At 67.7% G+C, this 22,856-nt stretch carries 25 protein-coding genes and 1 pseudogene; 11 read left to right on the forward strand and 15 right to left on the reverse strand.

The genetic code is table 11. The features are described from left to right. Window positions 1-86: 86 nt before the first annotated feature. The 3 genes from GPX89_RS14600 to GPX89_RS14610 all read right to left on the reverse strand — a co-directional run bounded on the left by GPX89_RS14600 (window position 87) and on the right by GPX89_RS14610 (window position 3,303). Entirely contained in the window at window positions 87-977 is an 891-nt protein-coding gene (locus GPX89_RS14600; RefSeq protein WP_328601820.1) for an amidohydrolase family protein, read from the reverse strand. Further along, window positions 974-2,002: a nucleoside hydrolase gene (locus GPX89_RS14605; protein ID WP_157388258.1), complete on the reverse strand. Its 1,029-nt coding sequence runs from the start codon at window positions 2,000-2,002 to the stop codon at window positions 974-976. Before GPX89_RS14605 ends, GPX89_RS14600 begins: the two co-directional genes overlap by 4 nt. Before the next feature lie 89 nt (window positions 2,003-2,091). Next, window positions 2,092-3,303, reverse strand: coding sequence for an FAD-dependent oxidoreductase (locus GPX89_RS14610; RefSeq protein WP_157387951.1), 1,212 nt, complete (start codon window positions 3,301-3,303; stop codon window positions 2,092-2,094). A gap of 106 nt (window positions 3,304-3,409) precedes the next feature. Here GPX89_RS14610 and GPX89_RS14615 point away from each other — a divergent pair, with 106 nt between their 5' ends. Further along, a complete protein-coding gene (locus GPX89_RS14615; protein WP_157387952.1) occupies window positions 3,410-3,982 on the forward strand; it encodes a TetR/AcrR family transcriptional regulator in 573 nt (190 codons plus the stop codon). A 23-nt stretch (window positions 3,983-4,005) separates the two neighbouring features. On the opposite strand, the gene GPX89_RS14620 is transcribed toward GPX89_RS14615, so the two are convergent. Together GPX89_RS14620 and GPX89_RS14625 are read right to left on the reverse strand one after the other, a co-directional pair. Beyond that, the gene (locus tag GPX89_RS14620; protein WP_157388259.1) at window positions 4,006-5,565 is read right to left on the reverse strand and encodes an MFS transporter; all 1,560 of its coding nucleotides are present in this window, start codon (window positions 5,563-5,565) and stop codon (window positions 4,006-4,008) included. Window positions 5,566-5,740: 175 nt separating this feature from the next. After that, the gene (locus GPX89_RS14625; RefSeq protein ID WP_328601822.1) at window positions 5,741-7,111 is read right to left on the reverse strand and encodes a CoA transferase; all 1,371 of its coding nucleotides are present in this window, start codon (window positions 7,109-7,111) and stop codon (window positions 5,741-5,743) included. A 65-nt stretch (window positions 7,112-7,176) separates the two neighbouring features. Here GPX89_RS14625 and GPX89_RS14630 point away from each other — a divergent pair, with 65 nt between their 5' ends. After that, entirely contained in the window at window positions 7,177-7,965 is a 789-nt protein-coding gene (locus tag GPX89_RS14630; protein ID WP_328601823.1) for a thioesterase II family protein, read from the forward strand. Window positions 7,966-8,035: 70 nt separating this feature from the next. Here the strand turns inward: GPX89_RS14630 and GPX89_RS14635 are convergent, their stop codons facing one another. Continuing rightward, complete coding sequence (locus GPX89_RS14635; protein WP_328601824.1) at window positions 8,036-8,596, reverse strand: helix-turn-helix domain-containing protein; 561 nt, start codon at window positions 8,594-8,596, stop codon at window positions 8,036-8,038. 90 nt (window positions 8,597-8,686) lie between these two features. Between GPX89_RS14635 and GPX89_RS14640 the strand changes: the two genes are divergently transcribed. From GPX89_RS14640 to GPX89_RS14650, 3 genes are read left to right on the forward strand one after another with little or no spacing between them, the layout of a single operon-like run. Then, entirely contained in the window at window positions 8,687-8,890 is a 204-nt protein-coding gene (locus GPX89_RS14640) for a PLDc N-terminal domain-containing protein (RefSeq protein ID WP_328601825.1), read from the forward strand. Further along, a complete protein-coding gene (locus GPX89_RS14645; protein ID WP_157387953.1) occupies window positions 8,883-9,710 on the forward strand; it encodes an ABC transporter ATP-binding protein in 828 nt (275 codons plus the stop codon). The genes GPX89_RS14640 and GPX89_RS14645 overlap by 8 nt, the downstream gene beginning before the upstream one ends. Then, window positions 9,707-10,459 carry a hypothetical protein gene (locus tag GPX89_RS14650; protein WP_157387954.1) on the forward strand — a complete coding sequence of 251 codons (753 nt, stop codon included), beginning with the start codon at window positions 9,707-9,709 and terminating at the stop codon, window positions 10,457-10,459. The genes GPX89_RS14645 and GPX89_RS14650 overlap by 4 nt, the downstream gene beginning before the upstream one ends. On the opposite strand, the gene GPX89_RS14655 is transcribed toward GPX89_RS14650, so the two are convergent. Then, complete coding sequence (locus GPX89_RS14655; protein WP_157387955.1) at window positions 10,443-10,817, reverse strand: DUF2784 domain-containing protein; 375 nt, start codon at window positions 10,815-10,817, stop codon at window positions 10,443-10,445. The two genes, GPX89_RS14650 and GPX89_RS14655, sit on opposite strands and share 17 nt — an antisense overlap. 93 nt (window positions 10,818-10,910) lie before the next feature. Between GPX89_RS14655 and GPX89_RS46230 the strand changes: the two are divergent. Continuing rightward, a pseudogene (locus tag GPX89_RS46230) lies at window positions 10,911-11,030 on the forward strand (hypothetical protein); the annotation flags it as partial. Window positions 11,031-11,475: 445 nt separating this feature from the next. After that, complete coding sequence (locus GPX89_RS44590; protein WP_235947138.1) at window positions 11,476-11,763, forward strand: hypothetical protein; 288 nt, start codon at window positions 11,476-11,478, stop codon at window positions 11,761-11,763. A 29-nt stretch (window positions 11,764-11,792) separates the two neighbouring features. Here GPX89_RS44590 and GPX89_RS14665 read toward each other — a convergent pair whose 3' ends face one another. After that, entirely contained in the window at window positions 11,793-12,395 is a 603-nt protein-coding gene (locus GPX89_RS14665) for a dihydrofolate reductase family protein (protein ID WP_157387957.1), read from the reverse strand. A gap of 133 nt (window positions 12,396-12,528) precedes the next feature. Beyond that, complete coding sequence (locus GPX89_RS14670; RefSeq protein WP_157387958.1) at window positions 12,529-13,092, reverse strand: hypothetical protein; 564 nt, start codon at window positions 13,090-13,092, stop codon at window positions 12,529-12,531. A 122-nt stretch (window positions 13,093-13,214) separates the two neighbouring features. On the opposite strand from GPX89_RS14670, the gene GPX89_RS14675 reads away from it, so the two are divergent. Further along, on the forward strand, window positions 13,215-13,802 hold the full coding sequence (locus tag GPX89_RS14675; RefSeq protein ID WP_157387959.1) for a TetR/AcrR family transcriptional regulator: 588 nt from the start codon (window positions 13,215-13,217) through the stop codon (window positions 13,800-13,802). Window positions 13,803-14,030: 228 nt separating this feature from the next. Here GPX89_RS14675 and GPX89_RS14680 read toward each other — a convergent pair whose 3' ends face one another. The 5 genes from GPX89_RS14680 to GPX89_RS14700 all read right to left on the reverse strand — a co-directional run bounded on the left by GPX89_RS14680 (window position 14,031) and on the right by GPX89_RS14700 (window position 18,772). Next, window positions 14,031-14,390, reverse strand: a complete 360-nt coding sequence (locus GPX89_RS14680; RefSeq protein ID WP_157387960.1) for a hypothetical protein — start codon at window positions 14,388-14,390, stop codon at window positions 14,031-14,033. A gap of 119 nt (window positions 14,391-14,509) precedes the next feature. Next, window positions 14,510-15,286, reverse strand: a complete 777-nt coding sequence (locus tag GPX89_RS14685) for an O-methyltransferase (protein WP_157387961.1) — start codon at window positions 15,284-15,286, stop codon at window positions 14,510-14,512. 165 nt (window positions 15,287-15,451) lie between these two features. Next, window positions 15,452-16,912 (reverse strand): SDR family NAD(P)-dependent oxidoreductase, encoded by a 1,461-nt coding sequence (locus GPX89_RS14690; protein ID WP_157387962.1) that lies wholly within the window; start codon window positions 16,910-16,912, stop codon window positions 15,452-15,454. 115 nt (window positions 16,913-17,027) lie between these two features. After that, the gene (locus GPX89_RS45435; RefSeq protein WP_157387963.1) at window positions 17,028-18,560 is read right to left on the reverse strand and encodes a hypothetical protein; all 1,533 of its coding nucleotides are present in this window, start codon (window positions 18,558-18,560) and stop codon (window positions 17,028-17,030) included. Further along, a complete protein-coding gene (locus tag GPX89_RS14700) occupies window positions 18,557-18,772 on the reverse strand; it encodes a hypothetical protein (RefSeq protein ID WP_157387964.1) in 216 nt (71 codons plus the stop codon). The genes GPX89_RS45435 and GPX89_RS14700 overlap by 4 nt, the downstream gene beginning before the upstream one ends. A 190-nt stretch (window positions 18,773-18,962) precedes the next feature. Here GPX89_RS14700 and GPX89_RS14705 point away from each other — a divergent pair, with 190 nt between their 5' ends. The 3 genes from GPX89_RS14705 (at window position 18,963) to GPX89_RS14715 (ending at window position 21,542) form a co-directional block, all read left to right on the forward strand. Then, window positions 18,963-19,658, forward strand: coding sequence for a TetR/AcrR family transcriptional regulator (locus GPX89_RS14705; RefSeq protein ID WP_328601826.1), 696 nt, complete (start codon window positions 18,963-18,965; stop codon window positions 19,656-19,658). 86 nt (window positions 19,659-19,744) lie between these two features. Beyond that, window positions 19,745-20,890, forward strand: a complete 1,146-nt coding sequence (locus GPX89_RS14710; RefSeq protein WP_157387965.1) for an acyl-CoA dehydrogenase family protein — start codon at window positions 19,745-19,747, stop codon at window positions 20,888-20,890. Further along, complete coding sequence (locus GPX89_RS14715) at window positions 20,874-21,542, forward strand: TetR/AcrR family transcriptional regulator (protein ID WP_157387966.1); 669 nt, start codon at window positions 20,874-20,876, stop codon at window positions 21,540-21,542. Before GPX89_RS14710 ends, GPX89_RS14715 begins: the two co-directional genes overlap by 17 nt. Before the next feature lie 233 nt (window positions 21,543-21,775). Here the strand turns inward: GPX89_RS14715 and GPX89_RS14720 are convergent, their stop codons facing one another. Further along, window positions 21,776-22,813 (reverse strand): saccharopine dehydrogenase family protein, encoded by a 1,038-nt coding sequence (locus GPX89_RS14720; RefSeq protein WP_157387967.1) that lies wholly within the window; start codon window positions 22,811-22,813, stop codon window positions 21,776-21,778. Between the last annotated feature and the right edge of the window lie 43 nt (window positions 22,814-22,856).

The following is a 22,856-nucleotide window of genomic DNA, read 5'->3' on the forward strand; positions in this document are numbered from 1 at the left end:
CGCCGCGTCCGGGGTGATCCGTAGGGGCGCAGGTCGGCGGCGGGCGTGCCTTTGGTCCCCAGGCGCGAAGAGGTCGGGGTGGTGTTCTAGCCGAGGGCGAACAGGCGTGCCGCGTTGTCGTGGCAGACCGCACGCAGCCACTCGTCGCCGAGGCCCAGGCGTTCCAGAGCGAACAGGGCGTGACCGTACGGATAGGGGATGTTCGGGAAATCGCTGCCGAACAGGATGCGGTCGCCGACGTCGCGCAGGCGGGGGAGTTCGGCGGCGGGGAAGGGGCCGGCGGCCGCGTCGAAGAAATCGGTGAAGCTCATGGTGGTGTCGAACAGCACGCCGTCGTAGGTGGCTGCGAGATCGAGGAAGCCGGTGTACTCGGGAGCGCCCAGGTGGGCGATCACCGGGCGCAGTCGCGGGAAGCGTTGCAGCAGGGTCGCCATCGGGCCGGGACCGGTGAATCTTCCGGCGGCGGGCCCGGATCCGCAGTGCATGACCACCGGGATGCCCGCGTCCTGGATCACGCCCCACACCTCGTCGAGCTGCGGATCGGCCGGGTGGTAGTCCCCGACCTGGATGTGCAGCTTGAAGATTCGCGTCCCACCCTCGATGGCCGCGCTCACGTAGGCGGGCGCGGAGGGCTCCGGATAGAAGGTGGAGGTGTGCAGGCAGTCCGGTGTGCGGGCCGCGAAGTCGGCCGACCAGTCGTTGAGCCAGGCCGCCATGTCCGGCTTGTGCGGGTAGACCATCGAGGTGAACGCGCGAACGCCGAAGCCGCGCAGCGTCTTCAGCCGCACCTGCTCCTCGTCACGGTAGGTGATCGGCCATTCCCGGCTGCCGATCAGCGGTCCGGCCGCGTCGAAATAGCCCCACACCTTGCGCAGCACCTGCTCGGGCATGAAATGCGTGTGGATGTCGATGATTCCGGGCAGCCCGAGGCGATCGCGGAAACCGGTGACGTAGTCGATGTCGTGCCCGCCGGTCACCGGTTCGCATCCTCCTCGAACGTCTTTCGCGCGTAGTCGCCGACCCGGCTGATCAGCCGCTCGAAGAACTGCTCGGGATCAGTGGCGACCACGATGTCCGCATTGGGTTCGCGCCCCCACATGCCCGCCCAGTCGGCGACGGTGGTGGCCCGGGTGATGGTGCCGAGCAGCTCCACGTCCACCGTCGCGGGCTTGGTGACGGCCAGGCTCGGGTCCAGCGCCACCGCCGCCGCGAACGGGTCGTGCATGTGCGCGAGATAGCCCTGGTCGTAGAGCTTGTGGAAGTCGAAGTAGAACCGGATCGCGTCGGTCAGGAAGCGCACCAGCGGATTGCTCGCCAGCGAACGGTTCTCGGGCGGGTCGTTCTCGGTCACCAGTTCCACCGGCGTGCTGGCGGCCCGTTCGGCCAGCAGTGCCAGGTGTTTCGGCTTCATCTCGATGGTCTCGGTGATGTCGAGCGCGCACACGATGGGCCGCCGGTCCGCGGGCGCGGCGGAGAAGGCGTCGAAGACCTCCTTGGCCGCTTCCGGATCGACGTGCACGTTCCACTCGTTGGTGGGGGTGGTGTTGCCGGGATGGTTGAACGCGCCGCCCATGATGACCAGGCGCTGGAGCAGTTGCGGCAGTTGCGGTTCCATCCGCAGCGCCAGTGCGAGATTGGTGAGCGGGCCGGTGCACAGGCCGACGATCTCGCCGGGATGCGCGCGGGCCAGGTCCACCCACAGCTGCGCCGCCGACCGGTCGGACAGGGTCCGGGTGGTCGGCGGCAGCTCGGCGTAGCCCACCCCCTGGGGTCCGTGCGTGTCCTCGGTGGTCCGCAGCGGCACCGCCAGCGGTTCCAGCGCGCCCTGGGCCACTTCCAGCTCCGGCGCGCGAACCAGATCCAGTAGCGCCAGATTGTTGGAGGCCACCTGCGGCGCGGGCACATTGCCCGCGCTGGAGGCGATTCCGACGATCTCGGCCTCGGGGGAGGAGAGCAGGTAGAGCAGGCCGAGGGAGTCATCGATGCCGGTGTCGTTGTCCATCAGGATCTTCTGCCGCACGGGTTCGAGGGTAGCGGGCACGATGCCGACGGCGGTGGCGGCATCGTGGTCCGGGGCGCCCACGGCGGTGCTCAGTAGGTCGGCAGGACGTAGTCGGCCGTGGCGGGGGCGAACATCTTCTTGGTCAGCGGCATCATCACCTTGGAGGTCATCAGCCGCCAGTTCACGCGGGCCATGGCGGTGCCGAACTTGCTGGTGGGCAGCATCATCTTGATGCCGCCGCCGGGCAGCTCCTTGGCCTTGTCCAGGAACGGGGTGACCAGCTCCTGGTAGCGGGCCTGCGCGCGGCCCAGATCGCCGGGGGTGGAGGCGATCTCGCCCGCCAGGATGTAGGCGCCCACGATTGCCATGGCCGTGCCCATGCCGGTCAGCGGGGAGCCGCAGTATCCGGCGTCGCCGAGCAGGGTGACCCGGCCCGAGGACAGTTCCGGCACGTCGATGCGGGCCAGCTGATCGAAGTAGAAGTCGGGCGTGGTGTCCATGGCCTCGAGAATGGTCGGGGCCTTCCAGCCCGCGCCGGTGAGCACTTCGCGGATCCGGGCCTGCTGCGCGACCGGATCCCGGCGCAGCGCCGGGTCGTAGTCCTGGCGCACGGTGATGATGGCCTTGGCGGTGGCCGGATCGCGATCGGGCCGAATCGCGAACTGGGCGCTGGGAATCGAGCATCCGGTCAGCCAGCCCTCCTCGGCGTCCTCGGGGGTGGGCATGCTGAAGAAGGCCATGTATCCGCCCAGGTGGGTGGCGAACTGCTCCTCGGGTCCGAAGACCAGGCGCCGGGTGGCCGAGTGCACGCCGTCGGCGGCGATGACCAGGTCGAAGCGCTCGGCGCCGCCGGAGGCGAAGGTGACGTTCGCGCCGGTGGCGTCCTGGTCGATGTGCTCGATCCAGTCGCCGTAGCGGTAGTCGAGCGGTCCGCCCTCCTCGGCGATGAGGTCGAGCAGCACCTGGTTGAGGTCGCCGCGCGAGATCTCGATCTCGGCGGCCGGGCCCTCGCCGTCGAACATGTCCACGTCGATGCGGGCGTAGGTCTTGCCGCTCTCGTCGACATAGGCCCAGCCGTGCTCGTGCACCCGCAGCTTGCGGATGCCGGGCATGAGGCCCATGCGCTCGGCGACCTCGCGGCTGGCGGTGCGCAGATCGACGGCCTGGCCACCGGGCCGGGGAGCGGTGGCCCGCTCGACGACGGTGGTGGAGATGCCGGCCCGAAGCAGTTGCAGGGCAACGGTGTTGCCGGCGATGCCGCCGCCGACGACGAGGATGCGGGGGGTGGGGGTGGTGGTCATTGGAACTCCCGGTGTGCGGTGAAGTACGTCCGTCTAAGACATATGTCTAACAGACTTTGACACGACTGTCTAGAACAAATGTCTAAGACGCTGGTAGGGTGGGGTTATGGGAAATCGAGAAGACCTGTTGGAAGGGGCACGGCAGGCCGTCCTGGAACGCGGACTGGCCAAGGTGACCGCCCGCGACATCGCCAAGGCGGCCGGGGTGAGCCTGGCCGCCATCGGCTACCACTTCGGGTCGAAGGATCAGTTGGTGACCGAGGCCATCACCATGGGCTACGGCACCCGCATCGGCGACGACATGGGGGCGGCCATCCGCGACGGCGCACAGGGCGGCTCGCTGTGGGACTCCCTGGCCGCCACCTGGAACGGCTTCGTCGAGGTGGTCCAGCGCAACCGCGACGGCCTGCTGCTCAGCACCGAGAACGGTATCCAGATCGCCCGCGACCCCGAACAGCAGGCCTTCATGACCCAGGCGAGCGCCGTGGCGCACAGCGAGATCGCGGCCGACATCCAACGCGCGCACCCGCAGTTGAGCGACGAGCAGGCCGCCGCGGTCGGGCAGCTGCTGTTCCTGCTCTTCCAGGGCTTGGCCGTGCAGAAGCTGATCGCACCCGACGCCGCACTGCTGGACGGTAATTCGCTGCAGGTCGCCGTCGCGGCGATGCGCGAGAAGTGAGTGGCCCTGCCGGGCGGGCGAACTCAGCCCGGCGGCACGTGCCGAAGCCGGGAGATGGCGATGACGGCCAGCAGCAGCGCGGCCCCCGCGGCAATGCCCGAGGTCAGATGCATCCCGGTGAGGAAGGCGTGCTTGGCCGCCTCGGCGACCGCGCTGCCCACCCGGCCGGGCAGGGTCTTGGCGACTTCCATTGCCGCGCCGAGCGTGTCCCGCGCCGCGTGGGCGTCGCCGTCGGGCAGCCCGTAGGGCAGGTTGGTAGTGAGCTGGCTGCGGTAGATGGCGATGCTGATGCTGCCCAGAATGGAGATCCCCAGCGCGCCACCGAATTCGGCCCCGGTCTCCGAGAGCCCGGAGGCCGCCCCGGCCTGCTCGGGCGGCGCGGTGCCGACGATGAGTTCGGTGGTGATCCCGAAAACCGGTGCCAGGCCGAAGGACACCAGCAGTGAGGCGGCGATGGTGAGCTCCACGCCGCCGGTGGCGGTGATCCGGGTGAGCAGCAACAGTCCCGCCGCGGCCATGGCCATGCCCGCGCCGATCATGTAGGCGGGCCGCATCACCTTCATGATGCGCGGCCCCAGCTGTGATCCGACCATGAACCCCAGCCCCGCCGGAATGGTCGCGACTCCGGCCCGCAGCGGCGACATGCCCAGCACCAGTTGGAAATACTGGCCCACGAACAGCGCGTACCCGAAGGCCACGAAGATGGCGACCATATTGATGGTCAGGGCGGTGCGGAAGCTGCCCAGGCGGAACAACCGCAGATCCAGCATCGGCTCGGGGGTATTGAGCTGGCGCTTGACGAAGACTCCGCCGATCCCGAGGCCGACCGCGAGTGCGGTCAGCGCGAGCGCGTGCGGGCCGTCCTGCGCGGCCTCCTTCATGCCGAACACCACCAGCAGCACCGCGGCGGTGCACAGTGCCGCGCTCACCAGATCCAGTCGTCCCGCGTCGGGATCGCGGAACTCGGGCAGCACCTTCGGGGCGAGGATGATCAGCAGCAGCATGACCGGCACGGCCAGCAGGAAAACCGAACCCCACCAGAAGTGTTCGAGCATGATCCCGCCGGCCAGCGGGCCGATGGAACCGCCCACCGAGTAGGAGCCCACCCACACGCCGACCGCGACCGAGCGCTGGGTGGGATCGCGAAACATGGTGAATATCAACGACAGTGTGGACGGGGCGAGGGTGGCCCCGGCCACGCCGAGCAGGGCCCGGCAACCGATCAGCACCGGGGCCGAGGGCGCGAAGGCGGCGATGACCGAGACCGCGGCGAAGGCGGCGGCGCCGACCATCAATAGTCGTCTGCGCCCGATCCGATCGCCGATGGTGCCCATGGTGAGCAGCAGCCCGGCCACCATGAAGCCGTAAACGTCGATGATCCAGAGCAATTGGGAACTGGTCGGGCGCAGGATCTCGCTGATCTGGGGGACCGCGAGGTGCAGGACGGTGAGGTCCATCGAATAGACCAGGCAGGCCAGCGCGAGCACCGCCAAACCGGCCCATTGCCTTCTCCCTACCGCGGTACCGGCTGCGTCGGCGGCGGTGAGCAAGGGAGCAGGTGTGTCCACGATGACGTCCTCCATCCGCATGTCGACATACGCGTCGACAATAGTGGTGTCGTTTTCAGGGTCTCATTTATTAACGCCACTTGGGGGACAAGTGCGGCGTGTCGAAAGACCTTAATTACGAGGCGAATTCGCCTAATTCGCGGATGTGCTTGCGGGTGTGCGTGCAGCGCGTTGTATACATTCGCGTTGGTCACGAACCGTCTGGTCGGACTTTCCACTCTGCCGTGTCCGAACCGTAATCCGGAGCGGGCCAACGGTAGTCCGAATACTCGCCCAGCGCGGGCCCCACGGTCGTCACCGCACCGTGCGTGCGGGCGAACCGAGCATCCGGTTCCGCGGCCGCAGGGTGTTCCGGCGTCCGGCCCGATGCCGTGAGCAGCCAGGATCCCGTACGCGCCAGAGCCACCCGGACATCGCGGCCGCGGCCGTCCCGCCGGCGGGCGCAGAGCGCGTCGAGAACGCCCGCGGCGAGCAGGTAGCCGCTAGCGTGGTCGAGCGCTTGTGCGGGCAGCGCGCCCACGGATGGTTCGTCGTGCGAATTATCCTGTGCTCCTTCGATGAGCGAAATTCCCGATGCGGCCTGCACGATGCTGTCGAATCCGCGTCGATCACCCCACGGGCCCGTTTCGCCCCATGCCGAAACTCGCCCGTGCACAATTCCCGGCCGAATTTCAGCGGGGCGTACTCCGAGGCGTTCCAATCTGCCCGGTCGGTAACCGGTGATGATTATGTCTGCATTGCTGATCAATTCGCGAAAAACGGGAAGACCGGTACGCAAATCGACTACAGTGGAGCGCTTCCCCTGACAGGTGTCCAGGAACTGCCAGCCGATTTCGGGCAGCAGCGGCGGATCGATGCGCAGCACATCCGCTCCGAGCAGGGCCAATGCGCGCGTCGCGACCGGCCCCGCGATCACCCGCGTCAGATCCAGCACCCGCACGCCACGCAGTGGGAGCAGCTGTGTTGCGGCAGTGGGCGATTCGACGGCACCGCGATCGTCACGCGCCTCGACGGCGACCAGCGGGCCCGAGGCCGCCGCCTCACCCTGCGGACTGTCCGCCCACTCCCGCTCGGCGCGGACCCGTACCGCGATGGCCTCGTGCTCGAGCGCGCGCTGTTCGATGTCGGCGGCGGCCAGCGACGCGACCCTGCCGGTGAACTCCGCGCGCGTGGCGTCGGCGGGCAATTCGACCGCGGCGAGCAGTCGAGCCCGATGGTGCGGATAGTTGGCGTGCGTGCGCACCCATGCGTCCGCAGTCCTGAAGAAGCCCGAGAATTCTGCGAAGATATCCGGCCGCTGCCCATGCGAGCGGAACAGGCGCTCACTCGAGAAGGCTGCGGTCACCCGGCCCGGCTCGATCGCACTGTGCGAGGGCGGCAGGGCGAGGGCCTCCCGCAGGCGGTCGGCCGCCGCCGCGAAGGCCGCGACCGCGCCGCCGGCCAGCGCCCAGACCGGCAGGGCCGCAGCCAGATTCGCGCCCGGATCCACCGGCGGCAGTGCGGAACCGGTGACCCCGATTCCGGCCTCGTAGTCGCGGACCAGCTCGTCATGGGTAGCCACGATCCGACTGTAATGCCGCGACCTGGTGCAACCGCCGTGGTGATTCTCACGGCATACTCGATCGGGTGACCGTCACCGACCTCACCACGACCGCCTGGCTGCGCGAGCTGAAGTCCGATCCCGATCCGAGCACCGCGCTGGTGTGCTTCCCGCCCGGCGGCGGCTCGATCACCGCCTACCGGGCGCTGGCCCGGGGATTCTCCTCGGGCACCACGGTATTCGGAGTGCAGTACCCTGGCCGCCTGGACCGGCTCGGCGACGAGCCCGTGCCGGTGCTGACCGAATTGGCCGACCAGGCCGCGGCGGATCTGCTGGCCTGGCCGAAATCCGTGCGCCTGGCCATCTTCGGGCACTCCATGGGCGCGACCGTCGCCTACGAGGCCGCCCGGCGGGTGGAGGCGGCCGGGCGCGAGGTGGCGCACCTGTTCGTGTCGGGCCGTCCCGCACCGGCTTTCGCCGAAACCCGGCTCTTACACGCGGGCCCCGACGAAGGGCTGATCGCCGATCTCGAACGCCTGTCCAACGATCCGGCGTCGGTGCAGATCCTGCGCGAGGAGCCGAGCCTGGCCGAGCTGGTGCTCCCGGCACTGCGCAGCGACTACCGCGCCGTGGAGACCTACCGCCACGAGCCGGGCGAGCCGCTGCGCACGGCGATCACCGCCTTGATCAGCTCCGAGGACCCGACCACCACCCCCGCGCAGGCGGAGGAGTGGCGCGCCTACAGCGCGGCCGGATTCGATCTGGCGACGTTCCCCGGCGGCCACTTCTACCTGGACCTGCCCGAAAACCTGTCCGCGATAGTCGCTTTGATCACCCGCACGCTGGCCGGGCCGGTGCCGGGGCGCTCGAACTGAGGACCCCGCGCCCGGGCGGGTAGCTTCCTCGCCCGGAACCCAATTCGTCGCGCTGGTTCAACCGCCGCGATCATCGGCGCTCCGACGTGCTTTCGCTTTCGGTGCCCGGGCCGTCGGGGATGAAGACGGTGCGCAGCAGGCGGCGCTTGCGGCCCGGAGCGGCGGTGTTCGCCAGCCGCGGCTCGACGATTCGGCGCAGGTCGGCGACGAAGTCGGCGAATTCGTCGTCGTCCAGCCACATCCCGAGCGTGCGGTAGCCGACTCCGTCTCGCACGTAATCGATTTCGCCGCGGTCGAGGTAGCGGTCGAAATCGGCCAGCACACCGGCGATGTAGGCCATGAAGGCGCGGCGGTGATCCTCCGGGCCCAGGGCGTCGAGCTGATCCGGGGTGACCTGTGCGGCGTCCAGGCGCAACCGGTAGGTGCGTTCGACGGTGCCGCGCACGCGGCGCTCGGTCACCACCTCGAGGACGCCGGCGTCGACCAGTCGCGCCATATGCCGGTAGAGGCTGCCCGGCGGCACATCGCCGAGTTCGGCGTTGAGTTCGCTCGTGGTGAGGGTCCGGTCGCCCAGGAACGCCTGGACGATGCGCAGCCGAACCGGATGGAGCAGAAGTTCGACGGAGTTCACCGCCTCGACACTAGCAGCGATTGCTCACCTGATTAATAATGTTCTCAGATCTGGTAACAATGGCCGGGTCGCTCGTGGAGAGGAACCGCGGTGTCCAACATTCCCGTAGCCGCACTCGTGCCACTGGCCGTGGTCGGGCTCGCCTTCGTCGGTTTCTGCTGGTACGACCTGTCTCGGTCGCGGGTGAAGTACCTGCCGAAATGGTTGTGGGCCATCGTCTGCCTGGTGAGCATTCCGCTGGGCGGAATCATCTATCTGGTGGTGGGCCGCGACGGTGTCACCGACCGTGAGTGAGCCGCTCATCGAGGTCGCCGACGTGTCGGTGCGCTTCGGCGAGTTCGTCGCCCTGGACGGGGTCGGATGGACCGTCGACGGTCCGGGCGTGGTCGGACTCATCGGGCTCAACGGCGCGGGCAAGACGACGCTGATCCGGACCGTGCTGGGTCTGCAGCGGGTCGCCGCGGGCTCGGTGCGGGTGCCCGTCGGCCTGGACGCTGTCGGATACTGTCCCGACACACCGGGTTTCGAGCCGTGGTTGTCGGCGCGCGAGGTGCTCGCGCAATCGATGGCCATCGGAGCGGTGCGCCCGGCAGGGGAGTGGACCATCGACTCCGCCCTGGCGGCCGTGGACCTCGAACGCCATGCCCACCGCCGGGCCGGCGGATTCTCCCGGGGCATGCTGCAGCGCTTGGGAATCGCGGCGGCGCTGGTCCGCGCGCCCGGGGTGCTCATCCTCGACGAACCCACCAGCGCACTCGATCCCGAAGGACGCGCGGCCGTGCTCTCGCTCATGCGGGAACTGGGCGGCCGGATGACAGTGGTGTTCTCCAGTCACCTGCTCGCCGACGTCGAGGACCTGGCCGATCGGCTGCTGGTGCTGCACCGCGGGCGGGCCGTCTTCGCGGGGGACACCACCGATTTCCTGGATCGCCACACCGGCTCGCCGACTCTGCGGATCACCATGACCGACGGCCGGATCATCGAATCCGAGCATTCGGAATGGGCACCCGCCCTGACCGACGCCGCCGCGCACAGCGGCGAGATCGATGACATCCGCATCACGCGTCCGACATTGACCGACGCGTTCTTCGCCGCGATCGGGGAGAAGCCGTGAACCGCACCGTATTCCGGGTCGAGTGGTACCGATGGCTCCGGACCCGCCGACTCGTCGCCCTGGTCGCGGCGTTCGTCCTGTTCGGGTTCGTCTCGCTGCTGGGCGCGAAATATCTTCCCGACCTGATCGGGCACTCGTCGGAAATCCAGCTGCTGAAGGTGCCCGACTGGCGAGACGGCTTGCAGCAGTACGTGAAGAACACCGGACTGCTGGTCGCGGCGGTGGCCATGATCCTGGCCGCGCAGGCGTGCGCGCTGCGCGACACCGATCCGATCGGCATCTTCTACTACAGTCGCGAGGTCTCCCCGGTGCGGCTGTTCCTGCCGCGAATCGCGGTCGCGGCCGGGGTGATCGGGGCCGCCGCACTGGCCGGGGCGGTCGTCGCGCTGTACGAGTGCTGGGCACTGTTCGGCCGGTATCCGCTGGGTCCGGCGGTGGGTTCGCTTGCGGTGCAGGCACTCGCGGTGATGCTGTTCGCGGTGTTCGCCGCGGGCCTCGCGGCGCGAACCCGTTCGGCCGGTATCGCCGCAGGGGTCACCGCCGGGATCTACATCTGCTGTCTGCTGTTCTCGGCGGTGCCGAAAGCCCAGCCGTACCTGCCGACGACCGCGCTGCAACCCGCCATCGACGCGGCAACCTGGTCCCTCGCCGACGCGGCGAAATCCCTTCTGGCACTGCTGATCCTCACCGCGCTCGCGCTCGCGGCCGCGTTGAGCGCACCGATCCGCACGATCAGGACCGCTGCGTAGCGGCCCGCCGCCTGCTCAACAGATAGAGCCCCACCCAGGACACCGCCACGCAGATCACCACGACTATCCGCACTTCTTCCAGCGCGCTGCGGGGATACAGCACCCCGGTGATGTAGTGATCGATGAACCCGCTCGACGGCAGACCGGCCTCACCCGCTCGATGGCGTGCCCAATTCTCCAGATCGGTCAGCGGGCACTCGAAACCGAACAAGACCGTGCTGAACCCCCACCCGAACGCCAGCAGATGCAGCCAGATCGTGCGCGGCCACCGCCACGCGATGAACCCGCCCACCACGACATAGGCCACGAACAAGAAGTGCACGACCGCGGTCACATCGGCGAGCAGCCGGTAGCCCATGAACCCAGGATAGGACTCCGCACCGCCGGTACGAGGGTGCTGCTCGCGGTCTTGAGGTTCACGCCGCGTGAACGTTTAGCGTCGAGGTGCCGGATGGACCGGCGTGGTTCCAGCGGGGATGACGAGTGGGTCGAGATCGGCCTCCTGCCCCCGGCGGGCGTCCGCAGCAACGGCTACCGCTTCTACGAGCAGTCGCAGCTCTTGCGCCTGCAGGAGATTCTGGCGCTGCGGGAACTGGACCTCGGACTCGACGGGATCGCCGCGATCCTCGACCGGCACACCGACCGATTGACCGCACTGCGCGAACACCACCCGCGACTGCTCCGTGAACGCGACCGAGTGGTGCACACCCTCGCCCGCACCATCGAGGAACTCCGCACACAGCAAGGAAAAACCGACATGCCCCAGATCAACCGACCGCGACACCCCAGCGCGAGGGATGAACCAAACGCATTGGACTCCTTGATCTTCCGAGGCTACCCTGGCTCCTCTGGCCTGCCGATGCGTCGCATCGAAACCGCTGGCATCAGATCGCACATGCGGAGGGACTGTGAAGGTCCTGTGTATCGGCCCACTCGAAAGCACCACACGCCGCGACGACGGCACACCCGCCTACCTGCTCCCCGCGGTCGTAGGCAACGAATACACCGTTCGAGCAATGGCATTGCTGAACAACACGCTTGGCGTGCTGCTCGTCGGAGAAGACGGCTGGCCCTCCTATTTCCCGCTCGACAGATTCGTCGTCACAGACTGGCAACTGCCTTCGGAATGGGAGTTCACCACCAGAACCGGCTTCATGAGCGCCGTATGGGGCTACCCGACACTCATCCGGGACCGCGACCATTTCGGCGCCCTTCGCAGCCGCCGAGAGTCCGCCCGCCGAATCTTCCTCGAGGAGTCGGGAGTGAGGGGTTTCGACGAAGAGGCCGACAGATTCATCGACTGACTCACCAACTTGGCGGGCCGTGAGGGATGCTATTTGCGAACCAGGTAGCGCAGGTGCAGGACGCCGGGGTCCTCGAGGGTGCGGATCAGGTCGAGTTCGATGTGCTCGGCGGGGAGGCCATCGAACAGCCGTCGGCCTTGGCCGAGTAGTACGGGCTGGAGCTGGATTTCGATCATGTCCAGTACACCGGCCTCGAGGGCCTGCTGACCGGTGTAGGCGCCGTGCATCATGACGTCCCGGCCGCCGGCGGCCTGTTTGGCCTGTTCCACGCAGGAAGCGATGCCTTCGGTGATGTATCGGACTCGCTCATAAGGGTTCTGGTCGGGTGCACGGTGGGTCGGCACGAAGATCGGCACTCCGTTGTGGTGATCGCCGCCCCAGTAACCGGCGAAGTCGGCGGTCCGCTTCCCGGTGATCACGGCACCGGTCGCCATGGCCTCGTCGAACACGAGTTGGCTGTTGGGGTGTTTGGGGCGGAAAGCCGCGGGTCCTTGCGCATCGGGCTCGGCGCCGCCGCCGAGCCAGTCCATCAGCCGCATCCCGTTGGTGCCCGCCGGGTTCTCGGCGTTGTCGTCGGGACCGGTGATGAACCCGTCGAGTGACATGGCCATGGTCAGAAAAACTCGTGACATTCGTCTGCCCGCCGATCGTCGAGTCGTCGGTAACACGCGGTGGCTGTGTGAAGCACGCTATCTCAGAGGACAGTTCGGGCGGATCGTGACGGCCAGTTGATCTTCTGTCGGGGTTTCGGCGGGGGTGCCGGTGTCATGCGGTGGTCGTGGTGCGGGCGCGGATCGCTTTGACCTCTCGGATGGTGAGCAGGAAGGGAATCGACAGGCCGATCAGGCGCACGGGCAGGCCGGCCGCGATGGCGAGATCGGCGATCCGGACGATGCCCAGTGCAATGGCAAGGCCGGCGAAAGCGATCCCCCAGATTCTGGTGATCACCATGTGTGTGCTGCGGAAATCCGAACTGTCCCAGGTGTTTTGCGGCACCTGTCGACGTGCGATGCCCATCGTGAACGGACGGCCCGCCGCCATGCTGCCGAACGCGATCAGCGCCAGCCACGTGAAGGACAGGACGTCGTTGGCTTTGATCAATCCCGAATGCGGTGCCAGGAAGCCGAGGCCGGAGAGAGCGAGCAGGAAAGCGGCACTGCCGAGGTCGAGGATCATCGCGTCCATCGGAGCGCCGCGGCGGTGGTTCAGCCCGAGCTGAACCACGGCGACGAAGAACCCGAGCAGAGCACCCCACCCCATCTTGTCGCTGGGGAACGGGATGATCACGATCCAGGGGAGGAAGCCGAGAACGAAGCTGTGGATTTTCATGATCCGACCTTCCGTCGGAGAGAACGTCACGCATTAATGCGTGTCTGCTTGCTATAAGCAACGGTAAGGGCTCGCCACAGCTAAAGCAAGCAATCTCGCTTTTGTTGCTAGAATCTGCGGTCATGAGCGACATCTCGCCACCGCGCCGCCGACCCGGCGGCCGCACCGCGCGCGTAGGCGCCGCGGTGCACGAGGCCGTACGAGCCCTCATCGAGGAACGCGGTCGCGACGGATTCACCGGTCGCGACGTCGCCGAACGCGCGGGCGTCAACGAGGCGACGATCTACCGCCGCTGGGGCACCCTGGACAACCTCGTGCTCGACGTGGCGGTGGCCGTTGCCAAGCTCAACCAGGAACAGCCCCTGCCCGACACAGGTTCCCTGCGCCGCGATCTGCTCCTCTGGGCGGAGCGGATGACCACCGAACTCGGTGCACCCGAAGGACTCTCACTCCTGCAAGCAGCCATCGCCGCCCGGGCGCACACCGCCACCGACTCCGACCGCGCCCGGCAGATCACCGACATCGCCGCAGCCCGCGCCGACCTGATCCAACAAATGCTCGACCGGGCCCGAACCCGCGGCGAGCACACCCCTACCCTCTCTAGGGTCCTCGACCGACTGGTCGCACCCCTATACCTACGCGCGATCTTCGGTTACGGCCGCACCGAACTCGACCTGGACGACATCCTCGACAACACCCTCGCCGAATAGAAGCCCGCTCTCCCGCGAAAGAAGCAGGGCAACCCCAATTCACGCCACTGGAGCGACATGTACGTGCAGTCGATCTCGGATCCTCACGCCCAGTTGGCTTTCCATGCAAATTGATCACGGGCCTGAACGTGCACTGAGGCACCCGAACTGGCAGAAATCCGCCTCCCAGCAGCGAAATGTGCACGAATAGGCCCACCGCACCAGCCCTCGGCTAACAGTGCCAGACGTTCACAAGCTCTCAGGCGACGTCTGAGCTGCCGCACTTTTCGGCATGGCCTCCCTCTCGGCCTGCCATCTTTTGGCTATCCGCTCGGGGCGCTGGTGGCCACATTCGACGACGGCACCGTTGGCGTCGGTGACCTCGGCACGGCAATCGCCGTTCTCGACGCAGACGGCGATGTTCTCGATCCCATCGGCCCGATCACGCTGGTCTACCCATGTGGTGACGGAGAATGCCAGGTCGTCACCGCGGTAGTCGGTGCGGATTCGGACCCGCTCGCTCGGCCTCAGCCACCGGTCCTCTCCCAGTGGTTCCAGCCAGAGAATGAGCCATCCAGTGGAGTCATTGCACACGTCCATTACAGCCATACCGAAGCGTAGCCAGCACTCTTGGGCTGTTCAGCATTCGTGACGGCAGTTGCGGACGATCCGCCGACCTCGAATCGGCACGGCCAGTGGGACTGTGGCGCCCCCGCCGGCTGGGTCGGTCAGGGTAGGTATTCGGATTCGAGGACCAGGTCCTCGAGGAGGGATTGGTATTCGGTGTGGGTGTGGTGCTCGGTGGTGTGCCAGATCGTGCCCTCGGAGTCGTGCATGTAGCGGCGGTAGCCGGGGGCGCCGGGGATGCCGACATTGTCGGCGACCACGATGCTGCCCGGATGTAGCCAGCCCTGGTCCAGGATGGTCTTCAGGTCGGGGAGATAGGCGCTCTTGTCGTGGTCGATGAAGAGGAAATCCAGTGTGCCGGGGGCGAATCCATGTGCGGTGGCCAGGCGCTTCAGGGTTTCGCCGCCGTCGCCGATCGTGCCGACCACCACACTGACCCGGTCGGCCAGGCCCGCGTGGGCGAGCAGGGTGCGGGCGATTTCGGCGTTGTCGGGGTTCATCTCGACCGATATCAGCCGGGCGTCGGCGTCGAGTAGGCGTGCGGTGCGGATCGCGCTGTAGCCGCAGTATCCGCCGAGTTCGAGGAGCAGCTTCGGGGTGGTCTTGCGCAGGGCCGCATCGAGAATCAGGCCCTTCTCGTCGCCGATGTTCACCAGCAGGCTGTGGTTGCGGGCGAAGTCGTCGAAGGCCGCGAGCGCACTGTCGGGATCGCCGGCGGGGGAGTGGGCCAGTACGAAGTCGCGCGCGGCCCGCTCCCGGCCGTCACCGACCTGCCCGGTACGCACGAAAGTCGGCCCGCCCAAAAGGAACCGGAGGACCGACCAGCGGAGGAGGGGCACCCGGTCGCGAACCGCGGCAGCGAAGGATCGTCCACTCATGGACCGATTATCCGCCCTGGTCATCGGCCTGAGTAGCGGAAACGAACATATGTTTACGTAGATATGCGCATCGAAACATGAATTACCTTCTCAGCTTCAAGTCACCTAACAGCCCCTCGCCTCTAAAGACTTCCTAGAGGCGAGGGAGCTGTCTCGTTCGAGCGGTTACCAGTTGGAGGGTTCGTAGTCCTTGAGGAAGCAGCCGAAGAGCTCGTCTCCGGCCTCGCCGCGCACGATCGGGTCGTACACCCGCGCCGCGCCGTCGACCAGGTCGAGGGGTGCGTGGAAGCCCTCCTCGGCGAGGCGGATCTTGGTGTAGTGCGGGCGTTCGTCGGTGATCCAGCCGGTGTCGACGGCGGTCATGAGGATCTTGTCGGTCTCGTACATTTCGCGAGCGCTGGTGCGGGTCAACATGTTCAGCGCGGCCTTGGCCATATTGGTGTGCGGGTGGCCGGGGCCTTTGTAGCCGCGGGCGAAGACGCCTTCCATGGCGGAGACGTTCACGACGTACTTGCGCTCGGCGGCCGCGGCGGCCATGGCGGGACGCAGGTGCGAGATGAGGATGAACGGCGCGACCGAGTTGCACAGCTGCACTTCGAGGAGCTCGGTGGCGTCGACTTCGCCGACGGCCTGCACCCAGCTGTTGGTGTGGGCGAGGTCGGGCACCAGTCCGCCGGCGTCGATGGCGACGCCGCGTGAAATGCGTTCGGGGGTGGCTGATCCCGCGACGAGGGCGAGGTCGGTGATGTCGGCGCCGGACAGGCTGGGTGTCAGCGAGGCGGTGAGCGAGGCCGGGTGGGCCTGCATGGTCTTGCCGAAGCTGATCATCTCGGGCAGTTCGCCGGCGGGCAGCGGCCCGTTCTCGGCTTCGACGAGCGCGCTGTAGGCGCCGGTGGTGCGGCGCACGGTCTGGGCGGCGTTGTTGATGAGGATGTCGAGCGGGCCTTGTGCGGCAACGTCTTCGGCGAGGGCGACGACCTGGGCGGGGTCGCGCAGGTCGATGCCGATGATGCGCAGGCGGTGGAGCCAGTCGGCGCTGTCGGGCTGGGCGGCGAAGCGGCGGATGGCGTCGTTGGGGAAGCGGGTGGTGATGGTGGTGTGGGCGCCGTCGCGGAGTAGTCGCAGGGCGATGTACATGCCGATCTTGGCGCGGCCGCCGGTGAGCAGGGCGCGGCGTCCGGTGAGGTCGGTGCGGGCGTCGCGTTTGGTGTGGCTCTTGGCGGCGCAGTCGGGGCAGAGCTGGTGGTAGAACGCATCCACTTGGGTATAGCGCTGTTTGCATATGTAGCAGGGACGCGGCCGCAGCAGGGTTCCGGCGCTGGCGCCGACGGTGGTGGAACTGATCGGGATTCCGGCGGTTTCGTCGTCGATCCGGTTGGGTGAGCCGGTAGCGGTGGCGGCGACGACCTGCTTGTCGGCTTCGGAGATGGCGTCGCGCTTGGCGATCCGCTTGTTTTGTTTGAACTTCTTGAACATGTATCCGACGGCGCGCTGTACGGCGACGGAGTCGGGGTGTTCCTTGTCGAGTTGTCCCGCTTGTTCGAGGACGCGCAGGCAGATGGCCAGCTCGTCGGGGTCGATGGCCGGTGCGTCGGTCGGTGTTGCCGGGGTCGTCTGGTCGGCCATCGGAAGCTGTGGTGATCCTTCGTGCGGGGGTGGTGGACGAGCCATTCTCTCAAAGGGCCGGATATGGGAGACGCCCGGCCGTGGAGGCGGCCGGGCGTCGGGGCTGGGGGTGTGGCTAGTTGGCGGTGGTGGTGAGGGGTTCGAGTTGGGCGGCGTCGGCGTCGCGGTCGAGTTCGCGGGCGCGTTCGGCGAGCAGGGTGAGCAGGCGGGCGGGGATTTCGGCGCGGACCTGGATGAGGGCCTGCCACACCGTGTCGGGGGTGTCGGGGGTGAGGGCGGAGAGGAATTCTTCGATGTCGTCCATGCCGTCGATGAGGGTGAGGACGCGGGTGCGGCCTTCGGTGTTCTGGGCGAGGGCGATGTCGACGAGGGTGTGGATGTTGTCGCCGCAGGAGGCGGTGAGGACGGCGGCGAGGAGTTGTTCGCGGGTGAGGTCGCCGATGAGGGCGGCGAGTGTGGGTTTGGTGGTGTCGGGGAGGGCGTCGACGAGAGGCAGTGCCTGCGACCACAGGTCGTGGTCGGCGGTGGCGGTGATGACGGCGGTGAGGACGTCGGGTTCGGTCATGACGGGTAGTCCGGCCAGGCGGCGGCGGTGTTCGTCGGTGAGGGCGAGGGCGACGGGGATCATGGCGGCCCAGAGTCCGGCGGTGTGGGCGTCGCGGATGAGGTCGCCGAGGCGGTCGTCGTCTTGGTCGCCGACGCGGGCGGCGATGAAGGCGAGTTGTTCGGCGGGTAGGTGGGATGCCAAGGGCAGCAGGTTGACCCATTGTCCGCCGTCGAGTGCGGCGTCCATGATGGCGGCGAGGATGTTTTCGTCGTGGACGGTGGGTCGTTCGGCGAACAGGCGCAGGCTGTCGGGGCTCATGGCGCTGGTGATGGGCAGCAGGGTGGCCCAGGCGTCGAGTTCGGCGACGGCGGTGATGAGGGCGTCGAGGACGTCGGGTCCGAGTCCGGCGGTGATGTCGCCGATCCAGGCGCGGTTGTGGGGTGCGATGGAGTCGAGCAGGTCGATGCCTTCGGCCCACATGTTCTGGTCGTAGGCGGCGCGGATGACGCCGGGGACGCGGTCGGCGACGATGTGCAGGACGCGGTCGATGGCGGTTTTGTCTTCGAGTAGGAAGCCGATGCGTAGCAGGTCGGCGTCGCTCATGACGGGTGCGGCGGCGCGCAGGGCGGGTTCGGGGACGACGTGGACGAAGCGGCCCATGGTGATGTGGTCGCCGCGGGCGAGGAGTTCGCGGGCGACGTCGGTGACCATGGTGGCGGGGACGGCGGCGATGATGGCGGCGGTGCGGCGGGGGTCGAGTTGGACGGCGCATTCGGCGAGGAATGTGGCGTGTAGGTGTTTGGCGATGTCGACGGCGCGGTGGGGTTCGACGGCGCTGGCGACGGCGGCGCACAGGACGGGTCCGAAGGCGCGTTCGGCCATTTTGGAGCTGAGGGCCACGGGGACGATCTTGCTGGCGGCGGCGATGCCTTTGAGTCGCTTGGTGTCTCGGTCGAAGAGTCGGTCGGTGACGCGTTCGCGGTATTCGCGGATGGCGGCGGATGGCAGGTCGACGAGGAAGTCGAGTTCGGTGGGGTCGGTGATGCCCAGTACGCGTGCGAGTTTGGTGGTCTCGGCGACGGCGGCGAGGTGCTCGCTCATAGTCCCAGTGCTTTCTTGACGGCCGGGCGCATGAGGCGCGGGACGATGTCGAGGGAGTGGCCGATGGCGGCGTCGAGGGTGGCGCCGTGGTGGTCGAGGGCCTGGGTGAGCAGGCGGTCGAGTTCGGCCAGGTCGGTGTCGGTGAGCTGGTCGAAGGCTGCGGGCAGGGGTGCTCGCAGGGTGTCGCTGAGTTGGCGTGCTGCGTGGGACATCGGCTGCTTTCCGGTTGTGCGTACTGCCGGTACGAAGATCGATACTGGCAGTACGTTCTGCGTCAAATCAATCCCGGGTTGCGGCTAGCGCTATGTGGCTTGTATCACGTGACGGGCCGGTAATCTAGGGTAGAAGGGCCCGGCGAAGGGAAGTTCCCGTGCGTACTGTCGGTACGTGTACACTCCGGGCGTGGCTCGTAGCAGTGCCGGAGCGGTCCGGATGGTGACCCGTGAGGACATCGTGGACGCGGCGATCCGGGTGATCGATCGGGCGGGTCCGCGTCCGAGCATGGATGACATCGCGCGCGAAGCGCAGATCACCAAGCCGCGGCTGTATCGGCAGTTCGCGGACAAGGGCGATTTGTTCACCGAGATTGCGGCGCGTATGTCGCGGCAGGCGTTCTCGGCCGCGGGGTCGGATATGACGTTGATGCTGCAGCCGCCGCGGCAGGCGTTGCGGCGCGTCTTCGGCGAGTATGCGGCCGGGATTCTGGAGCATCCCAACGTGTTCCGTTATCTGGGTCAGGCGCCGGTGTTGCAGCAGTCGGGTGCGGGTGTGCTGCAACTGGATCTGGGCCGGGATGCGGCGCGGCGGTTGGAGAAGCTGGCGCGGTCGGTGGCCGAGGCGGTGCCGTTGGATACGCGGGGCCTGGATTATCTGTCGCGGGCGTTGATCGGTGCGGTGGTGTCGATCACCGATCTGTGGTTGTCGGATTCGGATACCCCGTCGGTGGAGCAGACGGGTGAGTTCGTGGATCAGGCCACGGAGTTGGTGTGGGGTTTGATCGATGGGTTTCTGCGGCGTCAGGGCATCGAGGCGGATGCGGACACGCCGATTTTCGCGACTTTCGCGGAGGTGAATCAGTCGCGGGCGAGCGGCGACTGACACATTGTTGACACTCCGCCAATAGCCGTGCACGCTGAGGGGCGAGGCGCTGACGCGCACCCTGATGGCAAGCGAAGGATCACACCATGGCACGCCCCGCATGGAGCGACGACGAGGTCGAGGCGGTACGAGGACTGGCGACCACCTTCTTCGAGAAGGAGGTGATTCCGCACACCGAGAAGTTCATCGCGCAGGGCCATCCCGACCGCAAGCTCTACAACCGTGCCGGCGAACTGGGCCTGCTGTGTGCGGCCATCCCTGCCGAATACGGCGGTGGCGGCGGCACTTTCGCGCACGAGGCGGCCATCATCGAGGCCCAGGCGCACGCCGGTGACGGGTCGCTGGGCATGTCGGTGCACTCCTCGATCATCGCGCCCTATATTCACGAGTTCGGTTCCGAGGAACTCAAGCGCGCGGTGCTGCCCAAGGCCGCCAGCGGGGAGATGGTGCTCTCGATCGGCATGACCGAGCCGGGCACGGGGTCGGATCTGCAGGCGATCAAGACCCGCGCGGTGCGCGAGGGCGACGAGTACGTCATCACCGGTTCGAAGATCTTCATCTCCAACGGCTGGCTGTGCGACGGCATCATCATCGCCTGCAAGACCGACCCGTCGCTGGGTGCGGCGGGTGTCTCGCTGATTTTCGCCGAGGTCGGGGAGGACACACCGGGTTTCACCCGCGGACGCATCCTGTCCAAGATCGGCGGCAAGGCGCAGGACACCGCCGAGCTGTTCTTCGACGGCCTGCGGGTGCCCGCGACGAACCTGCTGGGTGCGGCCGAGGGGCAGGGCTTCTATCAGATGATGCAGATGCTGGCCCAGGAACGGCTGGTCACCGCGATCATGGCGGTGGCGATGACCGAGAAGGCGGTCGCGTTGACCGTCGACTACACCAAGGGGCGCGAGGCGTTCGGCAAGCCGCTGTTCGCGATGCAGAACACCCGGTTCGAGCTGGCCGAGTGCGCGACGATCGCCAAGGTCGGGCGGGTCTTCCTCGACGACTGCATCGGCAAGCACCTGCGCGGGGAGCTCGATATCCCCACCGCGGCCATGTCGAAATACTGGTTGACCGATCAACTCGGTAATGTGGTGGATCGCTGCCTGCAGTTCTTCGGCGGCTATGGATACATGACCGAATACCCGATTTCCCAGCTGTACACCGGCGCTCGGGTCCTGCGAATCCTCGCGGGAGCCAACGAGGTGATGAAGGATCTCATTGCCCGCTCACTCTGAAACCCCGACCATCGAGCCGGCCTCCTCCGAGGACACCGGCGACGCTCCCTCGCGTCGGCGCCGGCTCGAACCCGACGAACGCCGCGCGCAGATCCTGTCCTGCGCGATCGACATGTTCGGCGAACGTCCCTATGCCGCGGTGTCCACCGCCGAACTGGCCCAGCGGGCCGGGGTGGCGCGCGGACTGATCAACCACTACTTCGGCAACAAGCGCGATCTGTACCTGGCGGTGGTGCGGCGCATGGTGACGCTGCCGCGGCCGGAGAAGATGTCGGTGCCCGCCGGGTCGACCCGGGATCGGGTGGACGCGAGCGTGTCGTGGCTGCTGGACACCATCGGCGAGCACGGCAGCACCTGGGTCAAGGTCACCGGTCACGAAGGTGTGGGCGACGACCCGGAGGTGCAGCGCATCCTCGACGAGGCCGACTACGCCGCCGCCGACCGCATGGTCGCGATGATGGGCCTGGACGATTCGCTGCATTCGGGCGAATTGCGGGCGCTGGTGCGCTGTTACGGCGGTCTGGTCAAGGCGGCGGGGCGCGAGTGGATCGTGCGCGGCAGCCTGACCCGCGAGCAGGTGCACCACCTGCTCGCCGACGCGCTGCTCACCCTGGTCACCCAGACCTTTCCGAAGGTCGACTCGGCCAACTGAACACCACGTACTTCGCCCCGGTCCACCCGCATGGTGTGGGCCGGTGCGCAGTACGTTGCGGTGCAAGGGAACACGCCGCGGTCCGAAATTCGCGGCGCAGGCGCCCGGTGCGGACCGGATGAGCGGCGACGAGCTGCCGGTGCGGATCGGCCTGCCTGGGGCATCGGATGGGGTTGCTTCCGCCGCCGCCGATTCTGTCGAGGCGCCTGCCGATCACCGCCCCGCGCCGTGGATCAGACCGCCGCGAGCGTTTCCACCTGCCAGGTGATTCCGTGGTCGGTGAGTGCGGCCAGGAATCCGGCGGGGTCGAAGACCTGTGCGGGAGTCAGGGTTCCGGCCGGTGCGCCGTCGGTGACCAGGCGGCGGGCGGCCTCCACGGCGATGACCGCGGTGGAGCCGTAGGGGTCGAATCCGGTGACCCAGCCCCGGGCGCGGCGGCCGTCGACGCCGGTGGCCTCGGCCAGCACGAACCAGCGTGAGGCCGCCAGCACGGCCGGGTCGGGGATCTCCGGAATCGTCTCGGCCACTTCACCACTGAGCCCGGCGAAGAGCTCGCCCACCTCGGTGCGGATGACCCCGCGCACAACCGGGGAGTCGACGTGACGCGGGACGGTGTACACGCCGGGCAGGGCCAGCGGAGTCACCGTGACCGGTTCGGTTTCACCGGGTTCGGTCAGCGTGCTCGCCGAGTCGGCGGCCGGACGCCAGTCACCGTCGCGGTATTCGATCTGATCGAGTACCGCGATGGCGGCCATCGAGCGGGCGGTGCCGCGCGAGGCCGCGCCGGGGCGGCGCAGGTCGGCGACGACGATCTCGGCGATCGGGGCGTCGAGGCGAGCGGCGGCCAGGGCGGCGATCAGGTCGCCGGGTACGCCGTCGTCCTGGACGGCCGGAAGCACCGCGATCCCAGCGTCTTTGGCGGCCTGGTCGTAGGTGGTCAGGATCTTGTGCAGGTAGGCGGGTTCGCCGGTGGTGTCGAGATAGGGGCGGCGTGCGGCGATCGCGGCGCGGACCACCGGCTCACCCCAGAAGGTGAACGGTCCGGCGGCATTGATGACCGCGTCGCAGTCGGCGAACGCGGCGGCGAGGGCTTCGATGTCGTCGAGGGCGGCGACCCGGATCTCGGCGTCGGGCAGCCCCGACTTGTGCGCGACCCGGCGCAGCCGGGCCGCGTCGCGGCCGACCAGCACCGGGGTGATGTCGCGGCGAACCAGTTCGGCGACGATGAGCGAACCGGTGAAACCGCTCGCGCCGTGGACAGCAATACGCATGGGGGACAACTCCATCGAGTGGGAACGAAGCCGCGGGATCGGC

The sequence above is a fragment of the Nocardia terrae genome (genome assembly GCF_009760405.1).
Classification (GTDB): domain Bacteria; phylum Actinomycetota; class Actinomycetes; order Mycobacteriales; family Mycobacteriaceae; genus Nocardia; species Nocardia terrae.